The organism is Pseudomonas leptonychotis, from assembly GCF_004920405.1.
Classification (GTDB): Bacteria; Pseudomonadota; Gammaproteobacteria; order Pseudomonadales; family Pseudomonadaceae; genus Aquipseudomonas; species Aquipseudomonas leptonychotis.
Genome location: NZ_RFLV01000001.1, coordinates 1746220 through 1764296, shown reverse-complemented (window position 1 = coordinate 1764296; position 18077 = coordinate 1746220). Strand labels below are relative to the sequence as shown.

General features: G+C 56.9%; 18 protein-coding genes. 10 read left to right on the top strand and 8 right to left on the bottom strand.

Annotated features, from left to right (window positions below):
- Window positions 1-15: 15 nt before the first annotated feature.
- Genes D8779_RS07995 through D8779_RS07975 form a run of 5 tightly spaced genes read right to left on the bottom strand, consistent with a single transcriptional unit; the run spans window position 16 to window position 4657 of the window.
- Window positions 16-300, bottom strand: a complete 285-nt coding sequence (locus D8779_RS07995) for a hypothetical protein (protein ID WP_136663882.1) — start codon at window positions 298-300, stop codon at window positions 16-18.
- A gap of 35 nt (window positions 301-335) precedes the next feature.
- Complete coding sequence (locus tag D8779_RS07990) at window positions 336-2213, bottom strand: hypothetical protein (RefSeq protein ID WP_136663881.1); 1878 nt, start codon at window positions 2211-2213, stop codon at window positions 336-338.
- Window positions 2210-2947: an SDR family oxidoreductase gene (locus D8779_RS07985; RefSeq protein WP_136663880.1), complete on the bottom strand. Its 738-nt coding sequence runs from the start codon at window positions 2945-2947 to the stop codon at window positions 2210-2212. The genes D8779_RS07990 and D8779_RS07985 overlap by 4 nt, the downstream gene beginning before the upstream one ends.
- Window positions 2948-2951: 4 nt before the next feature.
- Window positions 2952-4253, bottom strand: a complete 1302-nt coding sequence (locus tag D8779_RS07980; protein ID WP_136663879.1) for an FAD-binding oxidoreductase — start codon at window positions 4251-4253, stop codon at window positions 2952-2954.
- Window positions 4247-4657, bottom strand: coding sequence for a GtrA family protein (locus tag D8779_RS07975; protein ID WP_136663878.1), 411 nt, complete (start codon window positions 4655-4657; stop codon window positions 4247-4249). The genes D8779_RS07980 and D8779_RS07975 overlap by 7 nt, the downstream gene beginning before the upstream one ends.
- Before the next feature lie 35 nt (window positions 4658-4692).
- On the opposite strand from D8779_RS07975, the gene D8779_RS07970 reads away from it, so the two are divergent.
- Genes D8779_RS07970 through D8779_RS07925 form a run of 10 tightly spaced genes read left to right on the top strand, consistent with a single transcriptional unit; the run spans window position 4693 to window position 15019 of the window.
- Window positions 4693-5580 (top strand): decaprenyl-phosphate phosphoribosyltransferase, encoded by an 888-nt coding sequence (locus D8779_RS07970; protein WP_136663877.1) that lies wholly within the window; start codon window positions 4693-4695, stop codon window positions 5578-5580.
- Entirely contained in the window at window positions 5577-6014 is a 438-nt protein-coding gene (locus tag D8779_RS07965; RefSeq protein ID WP_136663876.1) for a divergent PAP2 family protein, read from the top strand. Before D8779_RS07970 ends, D8779_RS07965 begins: the two co-directional genes overlap by 4 nt.
- Before the next feature lie 25 nt (window positions 6015-6039).
- The gene (locus tag D8779_RS07960) at window positions 6040-6957 is read left to right on the top strand and encodes a GDP-mannose 4,6-dehydratase (RefSeq protein WP_136663875.1); all 918 of its coding nucleotides are present in this window, start codon (window positions 6040-6042) and stop codon (window positions 6955-6957) included.
- On the top strand, window positions 6950-7921 hold the full coding sequence (gmd, locus tag D8779_RS07955; protein WP_136663874.1) for a GDP-mannose 4,6-dehydratase: 972 nt from the start codon (window positions 6950-6952) through the stop codon (window positions 7919-7921). Before D8779_RS07960 ends, gmd begins: the two co-directional genes overlap by 8 nt.
- 6 nt (window positions 7922-7927) lie before the next feature.
- Window positions 7928-9361 carry a mannose-1-phosphate guanylyltransferase/mannose-6-phosphate isomerase gene (locus tag D8779_RS07950; RefSeq protein ID WP_136663873.1) on the top strand — a complete coding sequence of 478 codons (1434 nt, stop codon included), beginning with the start codon at window positions 7928-7930 and terminating at the stop codon, window positions 9359-9361.
- Window positions 9361-10158 (top strand): ABC transporter permease, encoded by a 798-nt coding sequence (locus D8779_RS07945; protein WP_136663872.1) that lies wholly within the window; start codon window positions 9361-9363, stop codon window positions 10156-10158. Before D8779_RS07950 ends, D8779_RS07945 begins: the two co-directional genes overlap by 1 nt.
- Window positions 10158-11414, top strand: coding sequence for an ABC transporter ATP-binding protein (locus D8779_RS07940; RefSeq protein ID WP_136663871.1), 1257 nt, complete (start codon window positions 10158-10160; stop codon window positions 11412-11414). The genes D8779_RS07945 and D8779_RS07940 overlap by 1 nt, the downstream gene beginning before the upstream one ends.
- Entirely contained in the window at window positions 11411-12787 is a 1377-nt protein-coding gene (locus D8779_RS07935) for a glycosyltransferase family 4 protein (RefSeq protein WP_136663870.1), read from the top strand. Before D8779_RS07940 ends, D8779_RS07935 begins: the two co-directional genes overlap by 4 nt.
- Entirely contained in the window at window positions 12771-13901 is a 1131-nt protein-coding gene (locus D8779_RS07930; protein ID WP_136663869.1) for a glycosyltransferase family 4 protein, read from the top strand. The genes D8779_RS07935 and D8779_RS07930 overlap by 17 nt, the downstream gene beginning before the upstream one ends.
- Window positions 13901-15019, top strand: a complete 1119-nt coding sequence (locus tag D8779_RS07925) for a glycosyltransferase family 4 protein (RefSeq protein ID WP_136663868.1) — start codon at window positions 13901-13903, stop codon at window positions 15017-15019. Before D8779_RS07930 ends, D8779_RS07925 begins: the two co-directional genes overlap by 1 nt.
- 54 nt (window positions 15020-15073) lie before the next feature.
- Here D8779_RS07925 and D8779_RS07920 read toward each other — a convergent pair whose 3' ends face one another.
- From D8779_RS07920 to D8779_RS07910, 3 genes are read right to left on the bottom strand one after another with little or no spacing between them, the layout of a single operon-like run.
- On the bottom strand, window positions 15074-16510 hold the full coding sequence (locus D8779_RS07920; RefSeq protein WP_136663867.1) for an NAD(P)(+) transhydrogenase (Re/Si-specific) subunit beta: 1437 nt from the start codon (window positions 16508-16510) through the stop codon (window positions 15074-15076).
- Window positions 16510-16827: an NAD(P) transhydrogenase subunit alpha part 2 gene (locus D8779_RS07915; RefSeq protein ID WP_090241161.1), complete on the bottom strand. Its 318-nt coding sequence runs from the start codon at window positions 16825-16827 to the stop codon at window positions 16510-16512. Before D8779_RS07915 ends, D8779_RS07920 begins: the two co-directional genes overlap by 1 nt.
- Before the next feature lie 14 nt (window positions 16828-16841).
- The gene (locus tag D8779_RS07910; RefSeq protein ID WP_090241159.1) at window positions 16842-17963 is read right to left on the bottom strand and encodes a Re/Si-specific NAD(P)(+) transhydrogenase subunit alpha; all 1122 of its coding nucleotides are present in this window, start codon (window positions 17961-17963) and stop codon (window positions 16842-16844) included.
- Window positions 17964-18077: the final 114 nt, after the last annotated feature.

Genomic DNA, 18077 nt, shown 5'->3' with positions numbered 1-18077 from the left:
AAAAACGCCGTGTACTTACACTGCGTTGGCGGATGGGGTCTGCATATAGCCAAAAAATACAAAGCTCGACAATGCGAAAAAGAAATCAACGGCAAACCAGCCTTTCTCATAAAACAAAAACAACACTGAGTAAAACGGTTGTGCTTCGCGTTGAAAAACACCTGGAACTGAGCCATTGAAGAAAAAGTGCTGCCAGTGCCAAAGTACAACTGCCAGCGCTGCGACGCCTCGAGCAAAATCAAGGGAGTGCAGATGCCTAGCCGCATTCGCAGGGGCGTGGTGTGACGGAGGTGTCTGCATGCTGCCCTTGGTGATGTAGTTAATTGGCCTGATGGTCAGTTCAATTGCAGGCTTTTAAAAGCCAGCGCCAAAACCCGAGGGTCTGCAGTCTGTGGTTGCTGTGCATCAGGCAAGACAAACCGCAGGCTGTTGTTGCCCGCATGGGTGATCCCCGAGTTCAACGGGATGTTCAGTGTTGTCTGCGCACCGCTCAACTCGCCGGTGTAAACGGGCTGCTCATTGAGAAATATTTCGACGCGCTGGATACCGAAACTGCTGACGGAAATAAGCAGCTCATGCGGGCGCGGTGCTTGCTGGTCCAGCTCGAACGTTATGCTTGAGGAGTAGCCGGTACTCCAGCGGTGCTGTGACTCGGCCGGGTACCAGCTTTGAAATAGCAATTGCGGGCTGTTGTGGTCGTAATCCTTTGCCAGGCTAAGGGCCTGCAACTGTATAGGGCGCAAGCCATGGTTCAGTGTGCTGAATACGCACTGCTCTGCGCACTGCTCTGCCACTACCACACGGTACTGTGGCAAGGTCTGTACAGAGCAAATCATGGCGTCGGTATAGAGAAAGCCCATATGCCGCCAGGTGGTGCAGGCCTTGATGCCTTGGCGATCAAGCTCAACAAGCAACCCAGCCATAAAAGGCCACAGGTCGTGGTTGGCATAATCGATGGCGGCTATTTGCTCGCGAGGCAGATCGCCGCGAATAAAATCAGCAAACTCGGCAAACTCACTGACTGTTGGCTCGACACGCTCGGGGCTTTGTTTAAACGGTGCCAACAGATAGACCAGGATAAAACCGGCCAACACAACCAAGGTCTGTACCGAGTAAGCGTAACTGGCGCGACGCAGTGCCTCATTAAGCGTCAGGGCTAGCACGCTCGCCAACAGCAGTGGCGCTATTCCAGTGGCAAATAAAGCGACGAAGTCATACAGCGGAGCCGGCGTGCTCTTGTAATACACCACCAGAAGCAAGGCCAGCCCAAGTAATAATGCGCAGGCCTGTAGTGCTGGACGGACAGTCGCGAGTCTTGGGCGCAGCGCCAGCAGGCTGATGATGGCCAGAGCCAAAGCCCACCAGAGCCCTTGAGATGGCAACAGGCTATCGATAAAGGTGAGCATTTCTGCCCAGCTGGGTTTGGCCAGAAAACTGAAGCCATGCTGGGCGTACAACAGCTTGCTCAGATTGCTCGGCGATACGTACAACGCATCGTAAGCGATAGGCAGCACGAAAATGCCAGCAATTAGCAGCGCAACCAGTGCCCAGGGCGCGATCATGGCCCAGTCAATGCCTGCCTTATGCTGCGTCCGCCAACCAAGCAGCAGCGCCAGAGTTAGCGGTAGCAGGGTAAATAGTGGCATGGTGGCGTAGCCATGAATCAACACGCCGGTTAACAGTGCGGCCAAGGGCAGCAGTACTACGCGCCCCTGCATCAACAGCAGACAACAGACCAGAAAGGCCAGATAGGGTGCGATAAGTCTGTGCGGCATCCACAGGCTGAGCAAGTCGGAGCCCAGGTAAGCGCAAAGAATAAATATGGCGAGTGCGGCTGGCCAAAAACGCAACGTGCCAAATAGGTAAAGGCTGAGGCCAGCACCCGTAAAGCCGACTAGTAACGTGGCCATAGTGGTTTGGCCAAAAAGCCAGATATGGGTTCGAGACAACCCGCTGCGCTCAAGGCCGAGCTCGAACAGATGGTTGTAGTAGAACCAGAAAGGCCCAGGGTGGTTGAACTCGTAACGCGAATAATGCCCGACCAGGAGTACGCCCTCGTCGCGAATTCGATTGCCAAGCAGCATGTCTGCGGCAAAATCCCACGCCGGAACGCCGCCGGCAATCAGCGAATACCAGCCCAAGCTGATCAGTAAAAGCGCGGTGAAGCCGAGTAGCACAAGTGCAGAACTCAGCACAGCAAGGCTGCGTTTCACAGCGAAAGTCGTTTGAAGAGCGTCTCCGGTACGCTACGGATTACAAACATAATCAACATCCAAAAGCCTGGCGTGTAGAGCACGTCCTTTTTCTTCTCGATGGCCTTGTCGATATCCAGAGCAACCTTTTCTGGCGTGGCCCACAGCGGCCCCTTGGGAAAGGATGCGGTCATCGGGGTGTCGACGAAGCCGGGCTTGATGGTCAGCACCTGCACATCGCTCTTCTGCAGGCGATTGCGCAAGCCTTGCAGGAAGATGCTCAACGCCCCCTTGGCAGTGCCGTAGATGTAGTTGGACTGGCGACCACGGTCGCCGGCCACAGAGCTAATCACCGCAATGCAGCCATGCCTTTGCTCTTCAAAGTGGCCAGCCAGCCGCGTTAGCAGGGCAATTACGCTGAGGGCGTTGGTCTGCAGCTCCTGCAGGGTCAGCTCGACGCTTTGCTCGCAGGTCTGTTGATCGCTGAGGGTGCCGTGGGCAATCAGTACTCGATCTAGGCCATTGAGTTCGGTTTTGACCTGTTCCAGCAGTGCCTGGTGACTGTCGAGAGCGTTTGCCTCGAAAGTGGCGCAGTGCACAGCCTTGGCGCCGCGCACGCGCAAATCTTGCGCCAGGCTTTCCAATCGCTCGGTATTGCGTGCCAGCAGAAACAGGCTATGCCCCTGAGCAGCGAAGCGCTTGGCACAAGCTTCGGCAATCGCCGAGGTGGCGCCGATGATGAGGATTTTTTGCATGGGATTAGTCCAGGCCGAGCCGGCGCGATTGCAGGGAGGCGAATTTGCCGAGAGCGCCATATTGGGCGCGAACTTCTTGAAAGTGCTGCCAATTGGGCTGGCTTTGTTTAAATGTGGCTTCACTCATACGCGCGTCTTTGGCCAGGTACAGCCGGCCTCCGTAGTCCAGGACCATGCGGTCCAACTCTTCCAGCAACGTCAGCAGGCCAGCCTCCAATTTGAAGTCCAAGGCCAGGGTGTATCCGTCCATTGGGAATGACAGCAAGTTGTCGTTAGCAGCGCCGAAGGCTTTCAGCACGGCCAGGAAGGAGCCGCGATGAGAGGCCGAGATGCGCTCAAGGATTGCGCGCATACCCTCTAGGCCTGCTGCTTTGGGAATGACGAATTGATACTGCACAAAACCCTGTTTGCCATACAGGCGATTCCACTGCTGAATGCCGTCCAGCGGGTAGAAAAAACTTTCGTAAGAAACCCGCTGTTTTGATTCGTGGCGGCGAATACGCTGGTAGTACAGCTCATTGAAGGCGTGCACTGAAAATCGATTAAGCAGGAAAGAGGGCATGTCCAATGGGACACTTAGCCTGGGCTTGCCAGGTAGCACGAGCTGGCCATCGCGAGCATGCTCGCCAAGCATAAGCAGTGAGCGACCTAAGGCCGCACCACTGGCCAGACAATCGATCCATGCCACTGAATAGGTGGCGGCTGCATGAGCCTCGAACAGTTGCAACACCGCTTCGAGATTCGCAGCCTTGTACGTGGTTTGCTTGATATAAGCGCTTTCAATGGGTAATAGACGCAGCGTGGCTGCAACAATCAGCCCGGTAAGACCCATGCCGCCACAGCTCGCATGAAATAGCTCGGGGCGCTCGCTACGTGAGCAGGTAACCTGTGATCCGTCGCCCAGCAGCAGTTCAATGCTGTCCACACATTCGCTGAAGCAGCCATGTACATGGTGGTTTTTGCCATGCACGTCACTGGCAATCGCGCCGCCGATGCTGACGAATTTGGTACCGGGCGTGATGGGTAGAAACCAGCCGCGCGGCACAAATACATCCAATAATTCGCCCAGACTGATGCCCGCGGCGCACGCCAGCAACCCGCTTTGCTCATCAAAACTGTAAAGACGATTGAGCTGACGCGTACTGATCAGCTTATCGGCCAGAGCACTGTCGCCGTAGCTGCGCCCCATACCGCGGCCCAATAAAGCGCCATGCTCACCCAGTTGCTGGATGGCATCTCGTACACTTTGGGGTTGCATCAACTGCGCAGCATGCCGCGGATAGCGGCCCCAACCATGAGTCAGCATGTCGGTTGTGCCTGAGGGCGGAAAACAAAGCGCTTATCCAGCTCGTATTTAGCCACATAGCCAATGGCTAGGCCTATTACACCGCCCAGATAGCGCATTTGGTCAGTACCAAACAAGGCATGGAAAGACAGTTCGAAACCCCAAAATACTGCAGTAGTCAGCACGCCAGTGGAGGCATAAAGGATAAAAACCTTGCTGTCATGTGCCGCAGTTTCGGCCTTGAAGCGAAAGATATAACGCTTATCTAGGGCGTATTTAACAATTAGGCCGACACCAGTACCGAGCATAATCGACAATGCGATAGCATAGGCGCCCGTGTAAACGAGCAGGGAAGCTGCCTGCGCACTTATGTTAGTTGCTGTCGCGATCGCGGCAAGAAGCGCGTAGATAGCTGCCAGTTTCATGACTCGTTCCAAATATCCAGCCGAGGCAAAATGGCATGCATGCTACCGTAGCGCCGCGCTCGTCTCTAGCGCAAATTCGAGGGCTGCTGACGCTGATGCGACCGCGTCAGTGGGTGAAAAATGCCTTCGTCTTTGCGCCACTCATTTTTGCCGGCGAATTCCTCAAGCTGCAATCAATCGAAAAAGTCGCACTGGCAGCGCTGATCTTCTGCGTGGCCTCATCGGCTACTTATATCCTCAACGACCTGAGTGATATTGAGCGCGATCGACGCCACCCGAAAAAGTCACAGACCCGCCCATTGGCATCCGGCTTAATCTCAGTGCCACAGGCGATTATGTTGTTGCTGGTGCTTTATGCCGTTCTGCTGGCGACATGGTTCGTTATGCCGGCTGTGCTCTATGTCGTACTGGGCTATTTGCTGCTTAACCTGGCCTATACCCTCGTACTCAAGCATCAGCCGGTCATCGATATTTTTACCATCGCCATTGGCTTTGTCCTGCGGGTGTATGCCGGCGCCATGGCACTTTCAGTACCTGTCTCGTCGTGGATGTTCGTCACGACCTTGTGCTTGGCCCTGTATTTGGCGGCGGTAAAACGCGGCCAGGAACTCGCCAGCAATGGCAGCGAAAGCCGCGAGGTGTTGCAGCACTACACGCCGGCACTGCTGAATCGCTACGCGGAGATGGCCGCCACCGGCGCGTTACTGTTCTACAGCCTGTTTGTCATCACCACGCGACCTGCGTTGGTGATGACTATTCCGCTGGTGCTGTATGGGCTGTATCGCTACTGGTTCATCGTTGAATCAAAAGACGGTGGCGAATCACCCACAGATGCGCTGCTGGGTGATTGGCAATTGCTACTGACGGTGGCCATTTGGGCCGTAGTATCGGCTGTTTCGATCTGGCCGGAGCAACCGCTATGAGCCTTGACTATTCATATGCGCTCACACCCTTGCTGGCCTGGTTGCTGGCCGGGTGTAGCAAGTTCGCCATCAACAGTGTGCGGGCTCGGCGGTTGGCGTTTGACTTGATCGGCTATGGCGGCATGCCGAGCAACCACAGCGCGATCGTTTGCAGCATGGCAGTGCTGATTGCACTCAAGGAAGGTATTGCACACCCGGCTTTCGGTGTAGCGGTTACCTTGGCTTTTATCGTTTTGCTGGATGCCAGCAGTCTGCGCCGGCAGGTTGGTTTGCATGCAGAAGCCATCAATACCTTGTCTGCAGCGACCCCATCCAAGCCCCTGCGTGAGCGCATGGGACATAGTCGCAGCGAATTACTCGCAGGGTTCTTAATCGGTAGCCTTGCGGCCTGGCTGGTATGGTGCTGGATGCCGATGTACTCAGCGGCTGGTTGAGTACCACAGAATAAAGGGAGGCTGAGTGAATAAACTTCTGGTTACGGGTCTCAATGGTTTTGTGGGTGGCCATCTGCAGGCATTGCTGGCGTCCATGACGAACGAGCCCTGGCAGTTGCTGGCATCTAAACCGCATGACCTACTGGATTGCGCCTCATTGGATGCCTGGCTACAGGATGAGTGCCCCGATGCCGTCATTCACTTGGCAGGGCAGACGTTTGTGCCCGAGGCCTTTCGCGACCCGCAGCGCACCCTCGAAGTGAACCTGCTGGGCACATTGAATCTACTCCAGGCACTCAAGCGACGAGGCTTCAGCGGCACCTTTCTCTATGTCAGCTCTGGCGACGTTTATGGGCAGGTTGCGGAAGGTGACTTACCGGTCGTCGAAAGCCTGGCACCACGGCCGCGCAATCCCTATGCCGTGAGCAAAGTAGCCGCCGAATTGCTCTGTCAGCAGTGGAGTTATAGCGAACCTTGGCGGATCATAGTCGCCCGCCCGTTTAACCATATTGGCCCTGGGCAGGGTGAAGCATTCGTTATCCCGAGTATGGCTCGTCAGCTCGTCCGCGTTCGCCAAGGTCTGCAGCCTGCGCAATTGGAGGTCGGCGATGTCGATGTGACGCGCGATTTTCTCGATGTACGCGATGTGCTTCAGGCTTATCTGGCCTTACTCAAGCACGGTCGCAACGGCGAGATCTACAACGTGTGCTCCGGCGTCGAGCAACGGGTGCGCGATCTGATCATGCAGATGGCTAACCTGGCCGGGGTAGAGGTTGACCTGGTACAGGATCCCAGCCGTATGCGTCTGTCTGAGCAGCGGCGGGTAATGGGATGCAGCAAAAAACTACAAAAAGAGACTGGGTGGAAGCCTGGCACTTCAATCACGGAAACCCTGCAGAGCGTGCTCTCTGACTGGGCAGCAAGAGAAATGGATAATGTCTAAGACTGCATTGATTACTGGCGTAACCGGCCAAGACGGCGCTTACCTGGCCAAACTGCTGCTAGAAAAAGGCTATGACGTTCATGGCTTGGTGGCTCGACGCAGCAGCGATACGCGTTGGCGGCTTCGTGAGTTAGGCGTTGAAGGGCAGATTTCTTATCACGAAGGTGATCTGGCCGATGCCTGCTCGATTCAGCGCGCGGTAATCAAAGCCAAACCGGATGAAATCTATAACCTGGGCGCGCAGAGCTTTGTTGGCAGTTCATGGGATCAACCGGTAACCACTGCCGTCGTCGACGGTATTGGCGTCACGCATTTGCTCGAAGCGATTCGCCAGTTTGCCCCGCAAACCCGCTTTTATCAGGCCTCGACCAGCGAAATGTTTGGTTTGATTCAGGCCGAGCGCCAGGACGAGAACACCCCGTTCTATCCGCGCAGCCCTTATGGCGTGGCCAAGCTCTATGGCCATTGGATTACCGTTAACTACCGTGAAAGCTTCGGCCTGCATGCCTCCAGCGGCATCCTGTTCAATCACGAATCGCCGCTGCGTGGCATCGAGTTCGTCACCCGCAAAGTCTCCGACGCGGCCGCTCGAATCAAACTTGGCAAACAGACAGAGTTGCGTCTGGGCAATATCGACGCTAAACGAGACTGGGGCTTTGCCGGCGATTATGTCGAAGCCATGTGGCTAATGCTGCAGCAAGAACAGGCCGACGATTATGTGGTGGCCACCGGCGTCACCACCACCGTGCGCGACATGTGCAAACTGGCCTTCGAGCATGTGGGCTTGAACTATGAAGATTATGTAGTCATCGACCCGCAGTTCTTCCGCCCTGCCGAAGTCGAGGTGCTGCTGGGTAATCCAGGCAAGGCCGAACGCAAGCTGGGTTGGACGCCAAAAACCAGTCTTTCCACTCTGATTGAAATGATGGTCGAAGCCGATCTGCGCCGCGTCGGCAAGGAGTAAGGGCGAATGATCGTTCCTGTCATCCTTTCCGGCGGTGCCGGTACACGCTTATGGCCAGCCTCGCGCGAGGACCACCCCAAGCCCTTTATGCGCTTACCGGATGGCCAATCGCTGCTGCAGAAAACCTATGTGCGCGCCGCGAGCCTGATTGCTGAGGGCGGCGAAATGCTCACGGTGACCAATCGCGAGCACTACTTTGAAAGCCGTGATCATTTCGCTCAAGCCAGCTTAAACCGTCATCGCGCCCGCTTCCTGCTTGAGCCGCAAGGCCGTAATACGGCCTCAGCCATCGCCGTGGCGGCTTTGGTTGTGGCTGCAGAACATGGCGAGGACACGGTGTTGGTCGTCATGGCTGCAGACCATCTGATCCATGATTTACCTGGATTCAAGGCGGCGACCGAACATGCGCTGGTCCTGGCTCGTCAGGGCTATCTAGTGACATACGGTATTCGGCCCACAGCACCTGAAACCGGCTTCGGCTACATCGAAGCCGGCGATAACCTGGATGAGCGCGGTGGCTGCCGAGTCCAGCGTTTTGTAGAGAAACCTGATCAGGCGACGGCGAAGGAATATCTCGAGAGTGGTCGGTTCCTGTGGAACTCAGGGATGTTCTGCTTTACCGCTGGCAGCTTGATTGACCAATTACAGCAGCATGCGCCGGAGTTGCTGGAGCTGGCGCGCGCATGTGTAGCACTCAGCCCCCGTGGTGAGAGCGCGCAGATGCAGGAATTGCACGCACAGAGTTTTGCCGCCTTGCCGGATATCTCCATCGACTATGCCTTGATGGAGCGCTCTGACAAGGTTGCAGTAGTGCCGGCCGCTTTTGATTGGAGTGATATCGGTTCGTGGAATGCCCTGCGCGAACTGGTGGAGGCCGATGACCAGCAAAATCGTGTTCAAGGCGATGCCATTTTTATCAACAGTCGCAATACCTTCGTGCAGAGCCAGGGTCGTTTGGTGGCTACCGTTGGGGTCGACAATCTGATTGTGGTCGAGACACCCGACGCGATTCTGGTAGCCCATGCCGACTGCACACAGCAAGTGGGTCAGGTTGCCAAGCGTCTGAAGTTAGAAAACCATCAAGCCTACCGCCTGCATCGCACGGTATCGCGGCCCTGGGGCACCTACACGGTGCTGGAAGAAGGCCCACGCTTCAAGATCAAACGCATCGTGGTCAAACCTGGGGCCGCACTGTCCTTGCAGATGCACCATCATCGCAGCGAACACTGGATCGTTGTGCAGGGCATGGCCAAGGTTGTGAATGGCGATACGCCGCTATTGATCAACAGCAATGAGTCAACCTTTATCCCTGCTGGACACAAGCATCGGTTGGAAAACCCAGGTGTAATTGATCTGGTAATGATCGAAGTACAAAGCGGCGAATACCTCGGCGAAGACGATATCGTCCGCTTCGAAGATCAGTACGGCAGGGTGCAGTAATGGCCATCGGCATGGCCCGTGCGGTATGGAATTACCGCGGCTTTGTACTGGGCAGCGTGCAACGCGAGTTTCAAACACGCTATCGCAATTCACTGCTGGGTGCGGTTTGGACCATTCTTAATCCGCTGTCGATGATCATCGTCTACACGGTGATCTTTTCCCAGTTGATGAAAGCTCGCCTGCCCGGCGTGGATAGCAGCCTGGCCTATGGCATTTACCTGTGCACCGGAATTCTCGCTTGGGGCTTTTTTGCCGAGGTGATCAATCGCAGTCAGTCGGTATTTCTTGAACACGCCAACCTGATCAAGCGCCTGAGTTTTCCACGTATTTGCCTGCCATTGATTGTGGTGCTGAACGCCGGCGTGAACTTCGCGATCATATTTTCGCTGTTTCTCGGCTTCTTGCTGGTGACCCAGAACTTCCCCGGCTGGGCGGTACTGGGAGTTATTCCCGTGCTGCTGATCCAGATCGCCTTTTCTATCGGCTTAGGCATCAGCCTCGGTGTGCTCAACGTATTTTTTCGCGATGTTGGCCAGTTGATGGCGATTGTTTTGCAGTTTTGGTTTTGGTTTACCCCCATCGTCTATCCGTTGTCGATTCTGCCGAAAAGCATTCAATCACTGATCGTTCTTAATCCTATGGCGCCATTAATGACGGCCTATCAGGGTATTTTTGTGTATGGCCGCTGGCCCGACTGGATCTCACTCTGGCCAACTGCGCTGCTGGCGACGGCGCTCTGTTTACTCGGCATGCACCTGTTTCGTAAGCGCTCCGGTGAAATGGTGGATGAACTCTGATGGGCAGCATCAAAGTCACCCAGCTGGGTAAAGCCTACAAACAGTACCCGACGCGCTGGGCGCGTTTGGCCGAATGGCTGTGGCCCTTTGCAGGGCCGCGTCATCGCTTGCACTGGGTGCTGCGTGATATCAACTTTGAGGTTGAGCCGGGAGAAGCTGTTGGCCTAGTTGGTGCCAACGGCGCAGGCAAAAGCACACTCCTCAAATTAATCACCGGCACCACGAAAGCCAGTGAGGGCACTGTCGAGTTTCAAGGTCGTGTCGCGGCTCTATTAGAATTGGGCATGGGCTTTCATCCCGAGTTTAGCGGCCGGCAGAATGTAATCATGGCCTCCCAATTGCTGGGGCTAAACGTTGCTGAGATTCAGGCACTGATGCCTGCAATTGAAGCCTTTGCCGAAATTGGCGACGCCATTGATCAACCTCTGCGCACCTATTCAAGTGGCATGCAAATGCGCCTGGCTTTCAGTGTGGCCACCGCTCGGCGGCCGGACATTCTGATCGTTGATGAAGCCCTGTCCGTGGGCGATGCGTACTTCCAACACAAGAGCTTTGAGCGCATTCGCCAGTTTCGCCGCGAAGGCACTACCCTGCTGATTGTTTCCCATGATCGCTACGCCATCCAATCGATTTGTGATCGTGCTTTGCTGCTCCATGACGGCGCCCTGGCGCTTCAGGGCAAGCCCGACACAGTGCTGGATTACTACCACGCCCTGATGGCCGATCGTGAAGGCAAGACCATTCGCCAAGAGATGCTCAGTTCCGGTCATGTTCAGACCGTGTCAGGCACAGCAGAAGCGGTGATCGCCGCTGTACACCTGCTGGATAACGAAGGTCGGGAGCTCGATGTAGTTGAAGTCGGGAGCCCCGTAGTGCTGGAAGTTCAGGTGCAGGTACAACAACCCATTGAGCAGTTAGTTCTGGGGTTTTTGATCAAGGATCGCTTTGGTCAGGCGATGTATGGCCTTAATACTCAGCGTACGGCCCAAGCACTTGAGTCATTGCAGGCGGGGGAAACCCTTACCTTCCGTTTCGCCTTCCCGGTGCTTCTGGGTCAGGCTCACTATTCGATTTCTTTGAGCCTCACCAGCCAAGATTCACACCTGGATAAGAATTACGAATGGCGTGATTACGGTTTGGTTTTCCATGTGGTTAACACCACCCGGGAGAATTTTGTCGGCTGCTCCTGGCTGGATGCGCAGATCAGCATTGAACGCCCGCAAATAAGCATCAACAGCTCGGCGGCCTCACAGTGACTCGCTTGCTGATTGAATGCACCAACGTGTTTCGCAATCCACGGGTTAACTCGGGGATTCAGCGGGTCGTGCGCAACATCGTGCGGCACCTGGGCAGTACCGCTGACACCGTGGAATGCATTCCGGTGATCTTTGCGCGTGGCCGGCTTTATCGTGTCACCAAGCTAACACCAGACCCGGCGGATGAGGCGTTGTTGGCCCGCGCCTATGAGTTGTTGGAGCGACTCAATGGTGCTTTCTGGCGCGCCCATGGCCGCTATGAAAACCACTGGCCGATGACCCGAGTGCACAATCTTCGCCGCGCCTTTTACGTAGTTAGCCGCGTTCTGAACTTACCTATTGCCTTGGGTCTGCGTAGCTTGCGGCTATTGGGTTTTGACCCTTTATTACTGCGCGCAGAGCCTTTCGAAGCGCACGCGGGTGATCAATTGGTGCTCCTCGACTCGTCTTGGCACGAGGCGCACTTTGGCCAAATAGAGCAGCTAAAGCGCCAAGGCGTAGGCATTGTTGCGGTGCTTTACGATCTGATCCCGCTCACTCGCCCGGAGTTCTTTGATACGCGTCTCAGTGCGGTTTTTAGCGCTTGGTTTGACTGGGTAATCCATACAGCGGACGGCTATATGGCCATCTCGCGCAGTGTGCGTGACCAGCTCAAGCATGAATTGGCCACGCGCCTGGGCACAGTGGCCGCAGAAAAGCCTTGGTATGGTTATTTTCACCTGGGCTCCGAGTTGGACCTGATCCGGGCAGAGCTGGCACCACCCGCCGAGCTAACCCGCCTGTTTAACGCCGAGCAGCCGGTCTACTTGGCGGTTAGCACTGTCGAGCCGCGTAAAAATCACAGCTACCTACTCGACGCCTTCGAGTTGTTATGGGCACAACAGAGCCCCGTTAGGCTGTGCATCATTGGTCGGGTTGGCTGGAAGTGCGAAGCGCTGATCAAGCGCATTGAAGGGCACCCTGAATTTGGCCGGCGACTGTTTATGTTCAACCAGCTGGATGACGGCGGTTTGGAATACGCCTACGCACGGGCGAAAGCGCTGGTGTTCTCCTCCCATGATGAAGGCTTTGGTTTGCCCTTGGTCGAGGCCATGCAGCGTGGGTTGCCCGCCATGGGCAGCGACATTCCGGTATTCCATGAAGTGGGCGGCGAGTACATGGCGTACTTCGACTTGCAGGCACCGCAGACGCTGGCCGACTTGGTGACGCGCTTCGAACAAAGTGGCGAGTTCCCTGCGGCGGGCCAGCTGACCGATTGGCAGTGGATTGGTTGGGGCGGAGCCTGTAGGCAGCTGGTCGACGGCATAATGGCTGAGGTTGGACCACAAGAGGCCCCACAGCGACAGGAATATACCCATGCGGGTCGCCCTTAACGCAGGCATTCTGCGTGCGCCGCGCACCGGAATTGGCCAGTACCTGGTTGAGCTGGTGCAAGCGTTGGCGGCTTATCCTGAGATTGAGCTAAGGCTGTTCAACGGTTGGAGTTGGCAGTCTGAATTGCCTGCTGCTGCGCTGCCGGGCTATTCCCGTGCGAGCGGGCTGATCAAGCGCTGGGTGCCGAATGCTTATGCCCTGCGCCGACTGGTTGAGCAGCAACGTTTTAATCGTGGCACTGCCGGCGTCGACCTCTATCACGATCCGAGTTTATGGCCGTTTGAATGCAACGGTCCGATGGTGATGACCCTTCACGACCTGACCCATGTGCACTTCCCAGAAACTCAGCCGGCCGATCGTCTGCGCGAAATTGAGCGGCATGCGGCTCGCAGTGTCGAGCGGGCCGAGCGAATTCTGGTCGACTCACATTTCATCGGCGAGGAAGTCTGTCGCTATTACGGCGTACCTACCGAGCGGGTAGTGGTGGCGCCGCTGGGTTACGCCGCGCGCTTTTATCCGCGTACTGCTGCGCAGTTAGCGGCGCCGCTGCAGGCTTTAGATTTGCAGCCCAGTCGCTACCTGCTGTGCGTTGGCACCCTGGAGCCGCGCAAGAACCTGCAACTGGCTCTACGGACTTATCAATGCCTGCCGGCAGCTCTACGTGAGCAGTATCCGCTGGTGATCGTCGGCATGCCGGGATGGCGCCCAGAACAGTTGGCCGAGCCGTTGCAGCGGGCATTGGCCAGCGGCCAAGTGCGTTTGCTGGGTTATCAGAGTGACACGACGATTGCCGAACTGCTGGCCGGCGCACGCTTGCTGCTGTTTCCTTCGCTTTACGAAGGCTTTGGCCTGCCGGTCCTGGAGGCGATGGCCAGCGGCACCCCGGTGATCCTCAGCCGTAGCTCGGCGTTGCCAGAAGTGGCTGGCGAGGCCGGAACCTATATTGACCCGCAGGATGAACAGGCCTGCGCCGAGGCTATCCAGCAGTTAATTGATGACCAGCCAGAATGGCAACGTCGGCGCGATACAGGTTTACTGCGCGCCGAAGCGTTTTCCTGGCAACGCTGCGCGGCGATTACCGCGAATGTGTACCGACAGGTTGTGGAGTCCTGATGCGCGTTTTACATTTTTTCAAAACTTACCTCCCCGAATCTATGGGGGGCATCGAGCAGGTCATCTTCCAGCTCTGTCAGAGTGGCATGGCGCATGGGGTTCACAGTGAAGTGCTGACCCTCAGCGCCAATCCGCAACCACGTGAGGTGATGGTGGCCGATCACAAGGTGCACAGAGCCAAGCTGGACCTGCAACTGGCCTCTACCGGTTTTTCCTTTAGCGTGTTCAAGCAGTTTCGCGAGCTAGCCGCGCAAGCAGACATCATCAATTACCATTTCCCATGGCCGTTTATGGATCTGGTGCACTTCGCGTCTGCGGTAAACAAGCCGGTGGTGGTGACTTATCACTCGGATATCGTCCGGCAAAAGAATTTGATGCGCTTGTACAGCCCACTGATGCACGCCTTTCTAAATCGTGCCGATCGGATTGTTGCCGCCTCACCGAACTACCTTGAGACCAGCCCGGTACTTGAACGCTATCGGGGAAAAACTCAGGTGATCCCCTATGGCTTGGATCGCAGTGGTTATCCGGTGCCCAGCCCACAGTGCTCGACTAACTGGGAGCAGCGCTTCGGCCGGCGTTTCTTTCTGTTTGTCGGCGTAATGCGCTACTACAAAGGTCTGCACATTCTGCTTGAGGCTGCGCAGGGCACGGATTATCCAATCGTCATAGTCGGCGCTGGCCCGCTGGAGCAGGAACTGCGTGAGCAAGCAGCCACGTTGGGTTTAACCAATATGCACTTTCTCGGCCGCTTGGGTGAGGAAGACAAGGTCGCCTTGTTGCAGCTCTGCAGCGCCATCGTATTTCCTTCGCATCTACGCTCGGAAGCTTTTGGCATTTCCTTATTAGAGGGAGCCATGTACGGCAAACCGATGATTTCCAGCGAAATCGGCACCGGCACCAGCTATATCAATATCCACGGTGAAACCGGCTTAGTGGTGCCACCGAGTAACCCCGTCGCGTTTCGTGAAGCCATGCGCACGCTGTGGGACAACCCCGAGCAGGCGCAGGAGATGGGGCGCAAGGCTGGCCAGCGTTATGAGCAGCTGTTCACCTCTGAGCAGATGGGGCGACAGATGGCGCAGCTCTATCGCGAGCTGTTAGAGCAAAAAAAATAACCGATACAAAAAACCCGGCCTAGGCCGGGTTTTTTGTGCAGTTAACGCGCTCGATTACTCGACCGCTTTAACCATATCTTCGATGACTTTCTTGGCGTCGCCGAAGACCATCATGGTCTTGTCGAGGTAGAACAGTTCGTTGTCCAGGCCGGCGTAGCCGCTGGCCATCGAGCGCTTGTTGACGATCACGGTCTTGGCTTTGTAAGCCTCGAGAATCGGCATACCGGCGATCGGCGACGTCGGGTCGTTCTTTGCCGCCGGGTTGACCACGTCGTTGGCGCCGAGCACCAGCACCACGTCGGCTTGGCCGAACTCGGAGTTGATGTCGTCCATCTCGAACACCTGCTCGTAAGGCACTTCAGCCTCAGCCAGCAGGACGTTCATGTGGCCTGGCATACGGCCAGCGACCGGGTGGATCGCGTACTTCACGGTCACGCCACGGTGCGTCAGCTTCTCTGCCAGTTCCATCAGCGCGTGCTGAGCACGGGCCACAGCCAGACCGTAGCCCGGCACGATGATCACGGTGTCCGCGTTGGTCAGCAGGAAGGCTGCATCGTCGCTCGAACCGGATTTAACCGGACGCGCTTCTTTGGCACCCGCTGGGCCGGCTTCTGCCGGAGCACCACCGAAACCACCGAGGATCACGTTGAAGAACGAACGGTTCATCGCCTTGCACATGATGTAGGAGAGGATCGCGCCTGATGAACCCACCAGCGAACCGGCAATGATCAGCATCGAGTTGTTCAGCGAGAAGCCGATACCGGCCGCCGCCCAGCCCGAGTAGCTGTTGAGCATCGACACCACGACCGGCATGTCTGCACCGCCAATCGGGATGATGATCAGCACGCCGATCACGAAGGCCAGGGCCAGCAGGATGGCGAATGCGGTCAGGTCACCGGTGAAGGTGTACATCAGGCCGAGGCCGAGAATCGCCAGGCCAATGGCCAGGTTGATCCAATGCTGACCCTTGAACTGTACCGGTGCGCCTTGGAACAGACGGAACTTGTACTTGCCCGACAGCTTGCCGAAGGCAATTACCGAACCGGAGAAGGTGATGGCACCAATAGCTGCACCGAGGAACAGCTCCAGACGATTGCCCGCTGGAATTGCATCGCCCAGCGCGGCAACGATACCCAGTGACTGCGGCTCAACCACCGCAGCAATGGCAATAAACACCGCTGCCAAACCGATCATGCTGTGCATGAAGGCGACCAGTTCCGGCATCTTGGTCATTTCTACGCGTTTGGCCATGACGGTACCGACCGTACCGCCGACCAGCAGGCCGACAATCACGTAGCCGATGCCAGCGGTGGCGATTTCAGCGCCGAGCTTGTAGATCAGGGCAACGGTAGTCAGCACCGCCAAACCCATGCCGAGCATGCCAAACAGGTTGCCGCGACGCGAGGTCGTCGGGTGCGACAAGCCTTTGAGTGCCTGGATAAAGCAGATCGAGGCAACAAGGTAGAGCACGGTGATCAGATTCATACTCATCAATGCTTCTCCCCTGCAGCGGCTTTCGGCGCTTTCTTCTTGAACATTTCCAGCATGCGCCGGGTGACCAGAAAGCCACCGAACACGTTGACCGCAGCCAGGGCCACCGCCAGGGTGCCCATGGTTTTACCCAGTGGGGTCACGGTCAGGGCAGCAGCCAGCATGGCGCCGACGATAACGATCGCGGAAATTGCGTTGGTCACCGCCATCAGCGGGGTGTGCAGGGCCGGGGTCACGTTCCACACCACGTGGTAACCCACGTAGATGGCCAGTGCAAAGATGATCAGGTTGTAGATGCCGTCGGAAATCATATCCATGAGCGTTGCTCCCCTTAGCCGTTCGTACGGACGACTTGGTTATCGCGGCACATCAGGCACGCGTTAACGATGTCGTCTTCAAGGTTGAGGTGGAACTTGCCTTCGCCGTCGATGACCAGCTTGAGGAAGTCCAGCAGGTTGCGTGCGTACAGCGCCGAAGCATCCGCCGGCACCATGGCCGCCAGGTTGCTGTGGCCGACGATGGTCACGCCGTGCTCGACCACCACTTGCTCAGCCACGGTCAGCGGGCAGTTACCGCCTTGCGCAGCGGCGAGGTCGATGATCACCGAGCCTGGCTTCATTTCCGCTACGGTGGCGGCATGCAGCAGGGTCGGTGCCTTGCGGCCCGGAATCAGCGCGGTGGTGATGACGATGTCAGCCAGCTTGGCCTTCTCGTGCACCGCTTTGGCCTGACGCTCCATCCACGACGCCGGCATCGGCCGCGCATAGCCGCCCACGCCTTGGGCGCATTCACGCTCTTCATCGGTCTCGAACGGCACATCGACGAACTTGGCGCCGAGCGACTCGATCTGCTCTTTAACCGCAGGACGCACGTCGGAGGCTTCGATCACCGCACCCAGACGCTTGGCCGTGGCGATGGCCTGCAAGCCGGCAACACCCGCACCGAGGATGAGAATACGCGCGGCCTTAACGGTACCGGCAGCAGTCATCAGCATCGGCATAAAGCGCGGGTAGTGGTGCGCCGCCAGCAGCACAGCCTTGTAGCCGGCGATGTTGGCTTGCGACGACAGCACGTCCAGACTTTGCGCACGGGAGGTACGCGGAGCGGCCTCCAGGGCGAAAGCGGTGACGCCACGGGCATTCATCCGCGCGATGGTGTCGTTGCAAAACGGGTTGAGCATGCCAACCAGTACCGCACCAGACTTCATATGCGCCAGCTCGGCTTCGGTTGGGGCAACCACTTTCAGCACCAGATCTGCGCCGAAGGCAGCAACATCAGTGGCAATAGTGGCGCCGACGGCTTCATAGGCGCTGTCTGGGATGCTGGCAGTTACGCCGGCACCGGCCTGAACGGTCACCTGATGGCCTTGGCCGATCAGCTTCTTGATGGTTTCGGGAGTTGCGGCAACGCGCGTCTCACCAGCATGGGTTTCGAGAGGAACACCGATGTGCACTTCAATTCTCCTGCGTGATCTTTTTGGTGAACCGGCGCACTGCGGATGGCACGCGGGCAATGGGGAGGATCAGCACAAATCCGACCGGCAAACAGTCTGCAGCAATCGGGGGCG

Excerpts from the sequence above, each read along its gene's own strand:
- D8779_RS07975 (WP_136663878.1), bottom strand. The coding sequence starts at position 4,657 with ATGAAACTGGCAGCTATCTACGCGCTTCTTGCCGCGATCGCGACAGCA.
- gmd (WP_136663874.1), top strand. The coding sequence starts at position 6,950 with ATGTCTAAGACTGCATTGATTACTGGCGTAACCGGCCAAGACGGCGCT.
- D8779_RS07970 (WP_136663877.1), top strand. The coding sequence starts at position 4,693 with ATGCATGCTACCGTAGCGCCGCGCTCGTCTCTAGCGCAAATTCGAGGG.
- D8779_RS07985 (WP_136663880.1), bottom strand. The coding sequence starts at position 2,947 with ATGCAAAAAATCCTCATCATCGGCGCCACCTCGGCGATTGCCGAAGCT.
- D8779_RS07930 (WP_136663869.1), top strand. The coding sequence starts at position 12,771 with ATGCGGGTCGCCCTTAACGCAGGCATTCTGCGTGCGCCGCGCACCGGA.
- D8779_RS07995 (WP_136663882.1), bottom strand. The coding sequence starts at position 300 with ATGCAGACACCTCCGTCACACCACGCCCCTGCGAATGCGGCTAGGCAT.
- D8779_RS07940 (WP_136663871.1), top strand. The coding sequence starts at position 10,158 with ATGGGCAGCATCAAAGTCACCCAGCTGGGTAAAGCCTACAAACAGTAC.
- D8779_RS07980 (WP_136663879.1), bottom strand. The coding sequence starts at position 4,253 with ATGCTGACTCATGGTTGGGGCCGCTATCCGCGGCATGCTGCGCAGTTG.
- D8779_RS07945 (WP_136663872.1), top strand. The coding sequence starts at position 9,361 with ATGGCCATCGGCATGGCCCGTGCGGTATGGAATTACCGCGGCTTTGTA.
- D8779_RS07925 (WP_136663868.1), top strand. The coding sequence starts at position 13,901 with ATGCGCGTTTTACATTTTTTCAAAACTTACCTCCCCGAATCTATGGGG.
- D8779_RS07965 (WP_136663876.1), top strand. The coding sequence starts at position 5,577 with ATGAGCCTTGACTATTCATATGCGCTCACACCCTTGCTGGCCTGGTTG.
- D8779_RS07950 (WP_136663873.1), top strand. The coding sequence starts at position 7,928 with ATGATCGTTCCTGTCATCCTTTCCGGCGGTGCCGGTACACGCTTATGG.
- D8779_RS07920 (WP_136663867.1), bottom strand. The coding sequence starts at position 16,510 with ATGAGTATGAATCTGATCACCGTGCTCTACCTTGTTGCCTCGATCTGC.
- D8779_RS07915 (WP_090241161.1), bottom strand. The coding sequence starts at position 16,827 with ATGGATATGATTTCCGACGGCATCTACAACCTGATCATCTTTGCACTG.